Here is a 12,744-nt window from a genome sequence, read left to right as displayed (position 1 = left end):
GATGAGTAAGGTCAGGGACAGGATCGACGGCGTGGTGATCGGTGCCTTCCTGGGATTCGGGGAGGAGTCCCCGCTGGTCGTTTTTCCCGGCAATCCGGAAAAGACGGCGTTGCCTGCGCGTAGCTTGTGCGAATTGTCGTCGGACATGATCGGCTGTGAAGTGGCCTTGCTGTTTCAGGAGGGCGATCCGCGCAGGCCCCTGATCGTCGGGCGGATCGTCGAGCCCAGCCGCTCCAAGGCGGCTCCACACGTAATCCGGGATGGACAGCGTGTGCGTATCACCGCCGAGGAATACCTGGAACTGCGATGCGGCAAGGCGACGATCCTGATGGAGGCGGACGGCCGCATCACCATTCGCGGCGTTCACATCACCAGTCATGCCAGTGGCGCGCAGCGCATTCGCGGCGGCTCGATCAACCTGAACTGATGCGAACCTCGTCGAAGACAGAGGGACCACGCCCCGTCCGGATCGCAATGGAGGTCGTGCGTCAACACGCGGAACTCGTCGCCTTCCTGTGGGCGCAGCGCGACAACTGGTCCGCCGAGGATCCGCCCGACGCCAAGGTTATCGCCGAAATCGACGAGCGGCTGGAGATAAACCTCGACGGATTGCGCATCGCGGGCACCTCCACATGGCCGTTTCTGGTCGCGCAGCACGAGAATTTTCCAGAGAAGGGAGAGCTTTTCGCCTTCGCATGGACAGCACTGGAACTGGCTGACGGCGAGAAGGTGGCACAAGCGGTCGAGTTTGGACGATCTACGGCCGATGATGCCAAGGGCTTGATCGGCGCGCTGGCATGGCACAAACCAGCGGCCATCGGACCTTTTGTGCGCAGCTGGATCGGCGACCACGATGCCTTCATCCGGTTCCTCGGCGTCTCGTCATGTATCGTGCACCATGTCGACCCGAGCGCGACTTTGGCCCGGTTGGTCAAAGACGACGATTCAAGGGTGTGTGCCGCCGCCTTGCGTCTTGCAGGCCAGCTTCGACGCTTCGATCTGGGGCGGGATGTCCAATCCGCGCTTGATCACCAGGATGAGCGTGTCCGGTTGTGGGCCTCATGGGCTCTCGTCGAACTGGGGGCAGGCGATCTCACGCGCCAGGAACTCAGGAAAATCGCAGCCGCCGGCGGGCCGGACGCCATGGTCGCGATGCGTGCGCTGGTCAAGGCCGGGCCTGAGAAAGACGTTCGCACTTGGATGGGCAGTCTGATGAAATCGCCCGCTACCGCTCCCATCGCTGTGCGTGGCATCGGGATGCTGGGAGATAGGTCGGCGCTGACCTGGCTCATCCAGCGTATGCGCGAGCCCTACGTGGCTGTCGCAGCCTGTGCGACGTTCTTGGAGCTCTATCCCGAGGCCAGGGTGGAGACGAAGCTGTTCACCGCCGATCCGACGGAACTGGGGCCGGCCTTCGCCAAGCACTTCGAGGATGACGTGGTGAGGCTAGCACTGCCGGACAAGGTGGAGACGTGGCAGCCGGAGGGTGGCGCGCGATAGCCGGAATCCGCGGGCGCGGTAGTCCTTCAGTCCGGTATGGGATGCCCGAAGAAGTAGCGCTGGCCGGGAACGAACCGGTTGACCTGATCGCTCTCCAGGAATTCTTCAAGGATGCCCATGGCGGCAAGGCGGTTTAGACGGCCCAGTTGGTCGTAGAAGGCGGTGCAATTAACCCCTGTCGCCGCCTCGAAGACAAGCCTGCCGCGATAAAAGCGCTCGCTTTGCAGTTGCTCCAAGTCGAGCCGGTCCCAAAGCCGTCTGGCTAATCGAGGGATGTCCAGGTTTTGCGCTTCGAAAAGCGTGTAGCCATCGAGCATGTTCGAGATTGTCTCCAGGCGGGATTTCGCAAGCTCCACGACTTCGCGGTATGGCAGGTTATCCTGACGGGCAAGAAATATGGTCTCGTCGGCAGGCTCCAGCAGAACGGAAAGCTCGCGCATGATTTGGTTGCGGGCCTCCTCGGAGTCCTCGGATGTGCGGTACAGGTCCAACAGTGGGTCAATCGCTCGGGTGTCGCAGGCAGCACCCAGGAGCAGGGCTATGTAATATCGCACTCCCGGTCGGTCCAATATCCCAACGAGCTGCTGGGTTGTTCGGCTCACCTGCATCCAGCTCCCGCCAAAACCAGCAATCTTTACAACGGCGTCCCACATCTGAGAGTCGTCATCCCGCTTGAGGATCGGTACCAGGTAATCGATCTTCGAGAAATCTCCTGATCGACATAGCATGTTGACTGCGGCAACGATCTTCCAATCCCTTCCGCTTCGCAGAAGTTGCTCCGGATCAAGCGACCCGAAGTCTAGTTCCGGAGGATGGAATCCGAGTGCCAACTCGCGGTAGGGCATGTCTTCGAGTGGGATTTCGTCATTCAAAGCGGTGTACCTTGCTCCAGAAGGGTTTGGTTTGCTTCAACGTCTTTGCAGTTTTGGCCTTGCACAAAGTTCCTGGGAACTGTGTTGTTCGCACTATTGCATCCCGCAGCTTGTTTCGGCGTGACATGATCGAGCGTCGTGCCCGCCGGTACCTTCCGACGATTCGCTTTTGCCCATTGGTCCCGCGTTCGTTCCTTCAGCAACGGTCCGAAATTGGCTTCGCACTTCTGGGCGACCGTTTGTCCGTCCGGGTATCTTGTCCCCACGGGGAAGTCGAAATGTATGGCGCAACCGTCGGTCTCATTCTCGGGGACGTTCGGACACCCTGGTTTGCCTTGCTTCTGGGCCTGTCTTGACTGACGCTGCGCACGCTTCAAACCGTCGAGAGCATTTTGCATATTCGTCTTGAGAGCCTTCTGAGCATCCGTAGCAGAAGGCATGCGGCCTACGCGGTTTTGCCAGAACTGGCTTGAGGTCATCGCCTTGAAACCCGACTTCGGTGTATTTGGGCTGTTCGGATCTCTTTGCCACTCGTGAAGGGCTTCGCCGCAGCAGGGGCACTTGTCAGCGTCGATCTGTGCTTGAGCCGCAGCCAGGTTTGCAAACTCGATTGTCGGAAGAGGTAGCGTTGTCGTCATTTGCGACGCATGATTGCTGGTGGTGATGTCGACGTGCCGGCAGACGTTCTTGCCTTCGAACTTCACATCCATGCACCAGGCTTGGAAGTAGGTGTTGCCGGTAATCTGGTGCGTCACGACATTGGCGCCGAAGGTGCGCGTCGCGGCCTCGTCGCCGAGCACCGACTCCTTGTAATAAGACTTCTGCGCCAGTGCTGCGCCCTTGCCGCCGATCAGCACTGTGCTGGAACCGGACTTCAGATTGTTGGAGAACGAGGTATCAGGGTAGGGGATCGGGATCGGCCCGGCCGGCGGCGAGGGCGGCGACATGCAGACGTCCGGGAACCGCGCGATGGACTTGTTCATGCCATTCTCGGCGGCGATTTCCCACATTCCGGCAAAGACATTCTTCGTCATCTGGAACTCCTACGCCGAGACCACGGCAGCGGCGCGGCCACTGAACGCCATCGAACTCCCGTGCAGCGCCGCGAGTGCGCCGGGCGCATAGCCGCGCTTGAATGCCTGCTCCGCCCAGGCAAACTGAATCAGGCCAGCGACAGCCCCACAATCGCCCATGCAGTCGGCCGCGTGCCACACGGGTTGCTCCGGTCGCGTCTGGCGCATGTTGCGCATCTGCGCCAGCACAAGCTCTTCGAATGCGTAAGATTCGCCCCCGACATCGCTGAGGCGGAACGCGATTTCGTGCATCCGGACGCCAGCCTCGCCGAGTGCGGCTTTCAGTGCCGCGCTGAGGCCATCGGCCCGGAAGGGTTCCTCATTGCTGGCGGTTGCGGTTTCGGCGGCGAGGCCCAACCCTCGCAGCCGCAAGGACCCGTCAACGATAGGACGTCTGCTGACGACCAGAATGCAAGCCGCCTCGCCAGGGATGAGGCCATCCGTTACTTTGCTCGTCTTCAGTCGCATCCGGCTGTCGAGCCAGCCGAGCGCACGCGCGTCGATCAGGCTGTCTACCGCCATGATGAGGCAGGCTTCCACATTGCGCTCATCCAGCAGCCTGCGCGCCTGTTCCATCGCGACGAAAACCGAAATCTGGCCATGGGTGACCTGGAATGCGCGCGCCCCAACCAATGGCTTCCCGCCCGGAACCGCAAGCCCAGACAGAATTCCGTTGAAGCGCGCGCCGGGCATGCCGGCGTCGCGCGTACACAGGAGAAACGGCATCTCGCCCCAGGGAAGAGAGGCCCCAACCTTCTCATCGATATGCTCGACAGCGAGCCGGGCCAGCGCCGCAAAACGACTTCGGCCGCGCGCCTGAGGCGGAATAGCGTCGACCATAGCCCCGCGAATCGGCTGTCCGCCGCTGTCCCGATACGGCAATTCCTCGAACACCGAGATGCTCGCCCGCATCGCGGCAGCGGCACTTGCCGGCATATAACCGACTGGGCAGACGAGGCTTATGCAGGAGACCGCGGTCATCTTCCCTTGCGCATTCCAGCCAACGCCGCCACGGCTTCCTTCAACCCAGCGTAATGCGGCTTGGGATAGATCGGCTCCGGCTCCCTCCCCACCTTCACCTGCTGCAGTTTCACAAATTTCCGAGGCAACTTCGTGCTTACTCGCCCGACCAGAACGATCCTCCCCTCGTGCGGCAGGATGGTCAGGGTATCGGGTGCCGCCACCTTGTGCTCGGTCCTGTCGTCGAACATAAACCGCACCGGAACCGACATCGCCGGCAGCTTCACCTTGAACTTGCCGCTTTCGTTCATCCCCAAGCAGCCAAAAATCATACCTTCCGACAGCCTGTCGACCCATTGGTCCTGGGGCGCCGCCTGGAAGTAGCGGTCGTCGAAATCCTGCGGCAGGAAGGGCAGCACATTGTCCATCCAATGCTTGTCATAGGTGCCGGCATATCTCGCGCGCTCCTTGGCAAAACGTGGGACGGGCCCAAAGCCGATGGGACGCGGCCGATCGTTCCAAATGCGCATCGGCGATTGCGGGTGCTCCACACAGGGTAGAGGTGTGCCATCGATGTTGCTTTGGCCGACAAGATAGCCGCACCCGATTGGGTTGACTGCGTCGCTGCGGTGTTTCGCTGGATCAGGATCGGTGCGATCGGTGCCACCGAATGCGAGGTGCCATGCCAGCGGCATTGAGACAAAGGGCGCCGGCCGCGAAGCCTGGATGCCGAGCCCGCCCCGGAACCAGCGCCTTTGGCCGGTGACCACCGCGCGCTTGTCCAATCCCGGCCCGACCAGGCGCACTTCGATCGCTTCCGCCGGCCTCCCTTGCGGGGCGACCACCATTGCGTCGAGCAAAACCTCGCATTTTGGCTTGATCGGAGCGAAGTCGGTCTCGACGCGAATGGAGGTGACTTCCGGGTCGCCATAATGGGTGTCGGCGTAGACGAAAGGGGACTGCTCCTTGCTGGGTGTGCAGTTGCCTTGTTCATCGACGTCGTATGTCGCCCGGATCACGGCAACGCAGAACTTCACGCAATGCTTGTCCTGGTAGGGGAAGGTCTCGGCGAGAAAGGGCGTAGTGTTCTGGCTGACGAACATCAGATTTGCCCCTGCATCGACTGGGCTTCCCAACTGGCGGCGAGAACTTGCTCCAGCGTCGCTTGCGGCGATTGCGGATCGATGTCGAAAATGTCCGAACGGGCTGTCCACATCACCAGGTCGCTGATGATCTCTTCGCCCGCCTCGACGGGCGGCACCGGCAGTCCGGCCAGCGCGGCATCCAGTTCGTCGGGCGTCAGCCCGCCGTTCTGGGCCGCGATGGCCGCCTCTTCGATGCTGGAAAACCACGCCTCGGCGTCGGCCAGCAGAATGGGGGCTTCAGAAAGCTGCGCAACGACGCTCAAGGGGAACTTCCGGCCAACCCTGTCGGAGCTCTGCAAGATGATGCCGGCCGATGCGCCGAAGGATGCCGGACCCGCCAGAAAGCGCAGCGCGGTTGTGCTTGGCCAGATTTCCGAGCCGAACAGCGGGACGAGATGCTGCGCCAGCCAGCGGTCCCAGCCGCGAACAAAGTCGCCCGACAGCCGCCGCGTCACGAAATCGCCGGTGGCGGGCATTTTGCCGTAAAAGCCGGGCAAGGTCATATCTGCGGCGGACATGAGAATTTCTTGAACATCTGCAAATTGTAGGGGTTCTCGACGCTGGCGGCCTTGAGTTCGAAATCGGCGTACATGCCTTTCGTTCCCAGGCGCAGGCTGTAGACATCGGACAGCGAGGTGCCGGCGAAGCGGCCGCTGCGCAACATCCTCAGCCATGCCCAGCTGCCCGTCTCGTTGAGCATGATTTCCGGCGATCCATCGATCGGCTGGAAGGCGAGCGAGATGACCCCGGTGCCATCCTTGCCGGGCCAGGTCATCGGCTGTGGTCGCGTTGCGTTGTTGTAATAGACGAGGGTCTGGCCATCGAGGTTGAGCGTGACCCGCGTGACGTTGGGAGACAGGTCCTTCGGTTCGAGCGTGAAGCTCATCACAGGCCCTGTACCGCCGGGAAAGAGATCGTCGCGGATATGCCTGGCCTGCTCGAACGCCGCCAGCGCCGAAGGATCGAGGCCGAAATCGGCGCGCCATTTCCATGGCTGGCTGGTGGTGTCGACATAGTTGATTAGGTGGTCATTGATGAAACCGTCGATCATTCCGGCCGGTCCGAACAAGCGGGCGAAATCACGAACATTGACGTCCACCGCGCTGTCGGGGCTGAATGGATAGCGGTCGTTCAGCGCTGCCTGGCAGAAAGGCAGTATGTCGGCCCGCCAGATGGCGTTGAGCTCCGAAGTGACCGCCTTCTGGGTCAAATTGCTGGTGTCGCCGGCAATCCCGCCCAGCCAGGCGTTGATCGGGTCGGGCAGGATCTGTGCCTGCCTGGCGACCGCGCCCGTCAGTTCGGCAAGGCCGCCCTGCTTCTTGATGGCATCCTGCGGATTGGGGTTCGCGGTGACCGTCTGCAGCACGTTCGAAAGCGCGGTCAGCGCGACAACGGCGGCATCGAGTGCCGGCGGCTGGCCGTCGACCTCGGCAATGGTGCTCTTGAGCGGTTTGAAATGTTCGGCCACCAGATTGCCGGTCAGGTCCACCTCGGTTGCCGATCCGGCGCGGGGAAGCAGCTTCGCACCGCTTGTCGCCAGCTTGCCGAGCTTGCCCAGCTTGCCGAGCAGTTTGGATGCGCCCTTGGCTGCCGCCTTGTCGTCGGCGGGCGCCTCGTCGGAGCGCGTCAGTTCGGTCTCCTGGACGACCGCCGTCAGCAGCCGCTTCAGCGCTGAATCGGCACTAGATAGGTCTTTCAGATTTTCGCTGGCGACGTTGAGATCGGTCAATGGCGCGAGCCGCATGTCACGCAGGAAGCTGTCCCATTGAGCGATGTAGTCGTCATAGTAGAGCTTCAGGATATCCTCGGACAGCGCCGAGACCGAGGTCTCGGCGTTTTCCGAGCAGCCGCCGGCGAAAACCGCGCGATCGAGCGCCGCCTGGGCGGCGACATCGTCGATGCGGTCGAGAATGGCGTCGTGGAAGCCGGAATAGGTGAATGCCCCGGCAATGCCGACGCGAAGTGTCTTGTCGGAACGCCGCGCAAACACCTTGCCGCCATTGGGGCCGGCGAAATTGGCCGGGATCCACTCCTTGAGCCCGGCCACTGCCGGATCGGCCAGCAATTGCTTGTAGGCACGCGCCGGCAACGAGATCGTGCACACCGTTTTCAGCGCTTCGGCAACTAGGGCCTGGTCGGGCGCGATATAGCTTTCATCGACCGCCATCCGGCGGATGGCGGCAAGCTGATGCTCTTCGGCATCGGCGGTCGGAAATGGTGCTGCGGCCGCGAATTCGGGCAGGCTGTTCACCCACCAGTTCTGCGCAAAATCGGGATCCATCTGCGACAGACCCGTCATCATGCGATAGGTCTTCAGTGCCCCCAGCATGAAATCCGGATCGCGGATCTGCCGCCACATGGTAGCCTCGAGCAGCGCGACCATGCGTGGCTCGAGCACGTTGCGCAGGGCATGGTCGTAGGTGTCGGTCTGTGCCCGCACCAACTCCGCCGAAGCCGATGGACCCAGCAGATCCTGGGCGCTGCCCGGCGGTGCTGTCCGGGCATTTGCCACCGCGTCCATGGCTTCGAGGGCGCTGTCCATGGCGGGCTGCTCCACCGATGCCGGGATTGCGGCCACGGATGTCAGCGGCGTTTGCAGTGCCTCGAACTGGCTTGCCCGGGCCGTGATCGCGTTGCGGTTGTCGAAATAGGACCAGGTGAACAGCCCGCCGGCCAGCAAGGCCGCCGCCGCGCATGCGGCGGCGGCGCCGCGCCAGATCCAGGCCCGGCGGCGTTGTGCCAGCGGGTCGAACGTACCGAGGCCGGCTTCCCTGAAGATGACTTCGGTGAGCAGGTTCTTCAGGAAGAAGCTGCGTTTCTCGACCCTTGGCGCGGGCAGGGCTCGTCGTGGCGGCAGGCCGAAGGACGACGACAGCGCCGCGGTCAGGCGGTCGATGGGCGCCCCTTCCTGCGTCGCCGATGTCAAATAGAGGCCACGTAGCCAGGCAGCCTCTTCATACCGGCTTTCGCCGAACATCGCCTCGACCAATACCTGGATCGGTTCGGACAGGCTGGACAGTTGGGCGGGAAACCTGAAGATCTCGGCGCGGGCGGCGAGCTTGTCCTCGTCCTCCGGGCGCGGCACCAGCCGTCGTTCGAGTTCCGTCGCCAGCGTCGAGATCTCTCGTTCGATGGTCTTGGCATCCACGCGCGCATCCAGCGCGAAGGTCGTTCCCCATACCTGCTCGCGCGAGGCGGTGGACAAGCCGCCGAAGAAAGCCTCGAAACCCTTGATCAGGTCGGCCTTGGTCAGCATCAGATAGACCGGAAGGCGGATTTCAAGCCGGTCGTTGAGCTCGGCCAACCGGCGGCGGATCTTGCGGCCGTGGGCCTTGATGGCTTCGTCGCCCTCCGAAAGCACGTCGATCGAAAGCGCGACGATCACGCCGTTGAGGGCGCGGCGGCCCCGGTGCTTCTTCAAAAGGTCGAGGAAGCCCAGCCATTCCGCGGCGTCTACATCGGGCTGGCTCTCCTGCTGGACATAGCGGCCGGCGGTGTCGATCAGAACCGCGTTTTCGGAGAAGAACCAGTCGCAGTTGCGCGTGCCGCCGACCCCCTGCAGGTCGTCGGTGAGGTCGATCGGAAAATTCAGCCCGGACTGCCGCAAGGCCGTGGTCTTGCCGGTGGCCGGCGGCCCGACGATCACATACCATGGCATCTCGCGCAGAAACTTGCGTCCGCCCAGCTTGCGGCGTTTCAGTTCGGCCATCACCTCGGCGAACTTGGCACCCACGGCGGCGACGTTCTCTTCGCCGGGGCTGAGCGGTTTTTCCGCCACAGGTGCTGCAATCTCGGCGACGAACATGCGGTTGGCGCGGATCGCCCGGCGTTGGGCGACGATCAGCCAGATCAGCCAGAAGATAACCAGCAGCGCGATGATGACGATGCGCACATTTTCAGAGGCGAACGGTTCGTAGGGACCGACCCTGACGATCGGACCGAACACCCAGATGACCAGGGAAAGCAGCGTGATGCCGATCAGCGTCCAGAGCCAGCGCGATGTCAGAACCGCCCAGAGGAAGCGCAGGATGAACATGTCAAAGCCTCTTTTCGACGAGCACCTCGACGCGGCGGTTCAAGGCCCGCCCCTCGCGCGTGCTGTCGCTGGCCACTGGATCGGTGGCCGCGCGGCCCTCGGAATGGACGCGGTCCTGCGGCACTCCGTTCTGCACCAGCATGTCGGCGATCGTCTGGGCGCGAGCCTCGGACAGTCGCTGGTTGGTCGACAGCGGATTGGTCTTTTGCAGGGGAACGCTGTCCGTATGACCGATCACCGTGATGTTCCCGATCAGCTCCTGATTGGCGAGGATCACCTTGGCGATCGAACCGATCAGGGGTTCGAAGCCTTCGGTCAGTTGTGGCCGTGACGACTGGAACAGTTCGGGGTTGGAGGCCTGGATGATCAGCTTGGCCAGCGAAACGCTCTCGGTGCCGCTGAGGGCGGACTTGAGGTCGGCCGGCGCCCCGGCCTGAAATTCCGGCAACAGCGCAAAATCCACTTTCTCCGGTGGCGGGGCATCGACCTTGGGCGATGCCCGGCTGATGTCGCCGCGCGCGGGCGGCGGCAAGGCGCGAACGAGCGCGGAAAGCTCGACCGCCTGGCTGCTCAGTCCCATCGAGAGCCCGATGTGGATTGCGGTGGCGACAACCGCCGCACCGAGCGCCATGACCCAGATCGGAACGATGAAGCGCTGCGGCTCGTCGGATGCGATCACGCCCTTCCAGTTTGGCGACAATGGCGCGCCTTCGGCGTCGGCATCGCGCAGGAAGCGCGCCGCCGCCACGCGGACGGCATTGAGCGATCGGTCGCCCGAGCGGCCGGGCACGCGATATTTGCCGCGAAAGCCGAGCGCCATGCAAGCATACTGCAGTTCCAGCAATTCGCGATCGCGGTTGGGATGGCGTTCCAGTTCGTCGAGGCGCGTGAAGAACTGCGTACCGGCATCGACATCGCCGCGCAGCATGACGACAAGCGGCTGCCGCGGCCAGGCGCTGGCCCCGCCCCATGGCGTGTTCAGGGCCAGGTCGTCGAGCAACGCCGCCACGGCCCAGGCTGCCTGGTCGGCCCGCTCCATCGAGGACCCAGTCGACATTGCCGTGTCGCGTGCCCGGACCAGTTCTTCGAGCAATCGGGTCCGCAACGCTTCCGGATTCTCCGGCGGCAGCGCGCTTTCAAGCTCGGGCGCGAATTCGAGCAAGGGCGCGAATGCGTTGACAAGCGCGTTCGGGTGAGTGCGAGACCGCTTTACCGCCGCGCCCGGCAAGAGCGTCGCCATCGGTCGCGGCATCGGCGCGCCGGTCAACCGTATGCGGGTGCGTTCGCGATCCTCCGACAGTCCGAAAGGATCATCGCGGCTCATGATCTCACCTGTTCACCGAATAGCAGTCCACTTGTGGCTCGCTCGGCAAGACGCCCGAAACGCCGATGACGAAGCCGGGGGCATCGAGCAGCGACGCCCAGTGCTCACTTTTCTGGTCCAGCTCGAGGCAAAGCCGATCGCCATCGTAAGGGATCTCGCGCGGCTGGGAATGAAGCGGTTTCAGCGGAATGCCGGGCAGACGCGATTTCCACAGGCCCTCGAACTGGTCGGCCGAGCCGACAGTCGCCTGATTGACGAATATCTTGCGCAGCGCGTCCTCCGACAGCTCCGAACCGACCCGGATGACGATCCGGCTGGCCACCAGCAGCTTCGGGTTGTCGATGCGGATTTTCCAGACATTGGTCGAATGCCGCATGACAGGCAGCGCACGCGATTTCGGCTCGATGTAACGCAGGCTGAGGATGAGCGAGCGCAACGCATCCGCCAGCGCCGAATAGGCGGGGCCAGGCGCCATGTGATCGTAGGCGGGCAACTCGCCCAGCCGCCGCGCGCTTGATCCGTAGGTCGCCATCGAACCGGCGAGCCCGGCAAGTTCCAGGTAGAGCTCGGCGGGATGGAAGACATCCTGCGCCAGCATGTGGGCTAGCCGCGGACGCGCCGCATTGGCGAGATTGAGCATCAGCAGATCTTCGACGCTGCGCCCTGGTCCGCCCATGACCATCTTGCCATGTGCCTCGGCGATCTGGTCGAGGCCCGTGACAACTTCCAGGAGCAACTGCCGGTACCAGGCCACCGCGCCGGTAACCAGTGTCGGCGGCAGGAAGGTCTCGTCCAAAGAAACGCCGCCATCGGCTCGAACCCCCTTGAGGTCGGCTATCGGCAAGGCTGTGTAGCCACCGACCGACTTGCCGGGCGCCAGCAGCAAAGCCTGCGGACGGGCGATCTCGATTTCCTCAGGGTCCGAACCACCCTGGACGGCGTCACGCACGGAAACGATCCGCCCATGATATCGTGCTCCCGAGGGGGCCGCGTGTGCCGGATCGAAGCCGACACCGCCGGGAGGCTCCAGTGGCAAGGCGACCAGCACCGGCCCGGCGCCCGTGTCCGGGGTGACCGGCAGCGGTCGCGGCGCATCCATCATGTCCGGGATGGAGAAAGGTGTGCCGTCCGGGAAGATGCCCCGTGCCGACAGGATCGAGATCTGGCCGGCGTCGAGCAATGCCTGGTCCAGCGTCAGCTGCTGAAAGCCGAACGTATGCAACTGCCCGGCCTGCAACGCGCCGCGCACCGTCGCCTCGAAGAAACGATCCTGCTGCTGGAAATGCTGGGTCCGCAGGAAAAGGCCTTCGGACCATAGCACCCTGTTTGCATCGCTCATGCCGTTACTCTCTGCATTGAGCTCCCCTTGCTCTGGCCGCTAGGCGGAAATGCCGCCGCTGCCAAGCGTGACATTGATCGTGAATTTTGATCCCGGCGACACCGATTTGGTCGTCCGCCAGTTCCTGCCGCCAGGCTCGCGGATCAACGCAACGAAGCCCAGCGCCGTCGCGTCCGGCTCGACGGTGATGGTTTTGGACGCGGATTTTCCCGGGCCGACGGCGATCTGGTCGGATCCGATGAGATCACCGGCCAGCGCGGAGCCGGCATCCCCCTGCAGGGCAAAGTAGTCGGCTGAATTGAATTTGCCGGTGCCGCGCAGCCGCATGACGAGGACAGTCACCGGCCGGTCGCCGCCACCTGGCCCCGGGTTCATGCCTGTCCCGCCGGTCACGTTGACGGTGATCACCGATGGTTTTGGCGGACCGCTCTGGCAAGCCGCAAGCAGCCCCGTCGCGCCCAGGGCAATGACAAATTCGCGTCGATCGATCATGTC

General features: G+C 63.2%; 11 protein-coding genes. 2 read left to right on the top strand and 9 right to left on the bottom strand.

The window, feature by feature from the left end:
- Position 1: 1 nt before the first annotated feature.
- Together AC56QQ_RS26390 and AC56QQ_RS26385 are read left to right on the top strand one after the other, a co-directional pair.
- Positions 2-427 (top strand): DUF6484 domain-containing protein, encoded by a 426-nt coding sequence (locus AC56QQ_RS26390; protein WP_489860090.1) that lies wholly within the window; start codon positions 2-4, stop codon positions 425-427.
- Positions 428-474: 47 nt separating this feature from the next.
- On the top strand, positions 475-1,500 hold the full coding sequence (locus tag AC56QQ_RS26385; RefSeq protein WP_489860091.1) for a hypothetical protein: 1,026 nt from the start codon (positions 475-477) through the stop codon (positions 1,498-1,500).
- A gap of 26 nt (positions 1,501-1,526) precedes the next feature.
- On the opposite strand, the gene AC56QQ_RS26380 is transcribed toward AC56QQ_RS26385, so the two are convergent.
- From AC56QQ_RS26380 to tssJ, 9 genes are read right to left on the bottom strand one after another with little or no spacing between them, the layout of a single operon-like run.
- Positions 1,527-2,372 carry a hypothetical protein gene (locus AC56QQ_RS26380; protein ID WP_497123951.1) on the bottom strand — a complete coding sequence of 282 codons (846 nt, stop codon included), beginning with the start codon at positions 2,370-2,372 and terminating at the stop codon, positions 1,527-1,529.
- Positions 2,369-3,406 (bottom strand): PAAR-like domain-containing protein, encoded by a 1,038-nt coding sequence (locus tag AC56QQ_RS26375; RefSeq protein WP_489860093.1) that lies wholly within the window; start codon positions 3,404-3,406, stop codon positions 2,369-2,371. The genes AC56QQ_RS26380 and AC56QQ_RS26375 overlap by 4 nt, the downstream gene beginning before the upstream one ends.
- 9 nt (positions 3,407-3,415) lie before the next feature.
- A complete protein-coding gene (locus tag AC56QQ_RS26370) occupies positions 3,416-4,426 on the bottom strand; it encodes a hypothetical protein (protein WP_489860094.1) in 1,011 nt (336 codons plus the stop codon).
- Entirely contained in the window at positions 4,423-5,508 is a 1,086-nt protein-coding gene (locus AC56QQ_RS26365; RefSeq protein ID WP_497123950.1) for a DUF2169 family type VI secretion system accessory protein, read from the bottom strand. Before AC56QQ_RS26365 ends, AC56QQ_RS26370 begins: the two co-directional genes overlap by 4 nt.
- Positions 5,508-6,053: a type VI secretion system-associated protein TagF gene (tagF, locus tag AC56QQ_RS26360; RefSeq protein WP_497123949.1), complete on the bottom strand. Its 546-nt coding sequence runs from the start codon at positions 6,051-6,053 to the stop codon at positions 5,508-5,510. The genes AC56QQ_RS26365 and tagF overlap by 1 nt, the downstream gene beginning before the upstream one ends.
- Entirely contained in the window at positions 6,050-9,586 is a 3,537-nt protein-coding gene (tssM, locus tag AC56QQ_RS26355) for a type VI secretion system membrane subunit TssM (protein WP_497123948.1), read from the bottom strand. The genes tagF and tssM overlap by 4 nt, the downstream gene beginning before the upstream one ends.
- A 1-nt stretch (position 9,587) precedes the next feature.
- Entirely contained in the window at positions 9,588-10,910 is a 1,323-nt protein-coding gene (gene icmH, locus AC56QQ_RS26350; protein WP_497123947.1) for a type IVB secretion system protein IcmH/DotU, read from the bottom strand.
- Positions 10,911-10,914: 4 nt separating this feature from the next.
- On the bottom strand, positions 10,915-12,249 hold the full coding sequence (gene tssK, locus AC56QQ_RS26345) for a type VI secretion system baseplate subunit TssK (protein WP_497123946.1): 1,335 nt from the start codon (positions 12,247-12,249) through the stop codon (positions 10,915-10,917).
- A gap of 39 nt (positions 12,250-12,288) precedes the next feature.
- Entirely contained in the window at positions 12,289-12,741 is a 453-nt protein-coding gene (gene tssJ / locus AC56QQ_RS26340) for a type VI secretion system lipoprotein TssJ (protein ID WP_489860100.1), read from the bottom strand.
- Positions 12,742-12,744 lie beyond the last annotated feature (3 nt).

Source organism: Mesorhizobium sp. RCAM 05099, from assembly GCF_059683685.1.
This window is presented reverse-complemented; position numbering and strand designations above follow the sequence as displayed.

Excerpts from the sequence above, each read along its gene's own strand:
- AC56QQ_RS26390 (WP_489860090.1), top strand. The coding sequence starts at position 2 with ATGAGTAAGGTCAGGGACAGGATCGACGGCGTGGTGATCGGTGCCTTC.
- AC56QQ_RS26385 (WP_489860091.1), top strand. The coding sequence starts at position 475 with ATGGAGGTCGTGCGTCAACACGCGGAACTCGTCGCCTTCCTGTGGGCG.
- AC56QQ_RS26375 (WP_489860093.1), bottom strand. The coding sequence starts at position 3,406 with ATGACGAAGAATGTCTTTGCCGGAATGTGGGAAATCGCCGCCGAGAAT.
- AC56QQ_RS26370 (WP_489860094.1), bottom strand. The coding sequence starts at position 4,426 with ATGACCGCGGTCTCCTGCATAAGCCTCGTCTGCCCAGTCGGTTATATG.
- AC56QQ_RS26365 (WP_497123950.1), bottom strand. The coding sequence starts at position 5,508 with ATGTTCGTCAGCCAGAACACTACGCCCTTTCTCGCCGAGACCTTCCCC.
- tagF (WP_497123949.1), bottom strand. The coding sequence starts at position 6,053 with ATGACCTTGCCCGGCTTTTACGGCAAAATGCCCGCCACCGGCGATTTC.
- tssM (WP_497123948.1), bottom strand. The coding sequence starts at position 9,586 with ATGTTCATCCTGCGCTTCCTCTGGGCGGTTCTGACATCGCGCTGGCTC.
- icmH (WP_497123947.1), bottom strand. The coding sequence starts at position 10,910 with ATGAGCCGCGATGATCCTTTCGGACTGTCGGAGGATCGCGAACGCACC.
- tssK (WP_497123946.1), bottom strand. The coding sequence starts at position 12,249 with ATGAGCGATGCAAACAGGGTGCTATGGTCCGAAGGCCTTTTCCTGCGG.
- tssJ (WP_489860100.1), bottom strand. The coding sequence starts at position 12,741 with ATGATCGATCGACGCGAATTTGTCATTGCCCTGGGCGCGACGGGGCTG.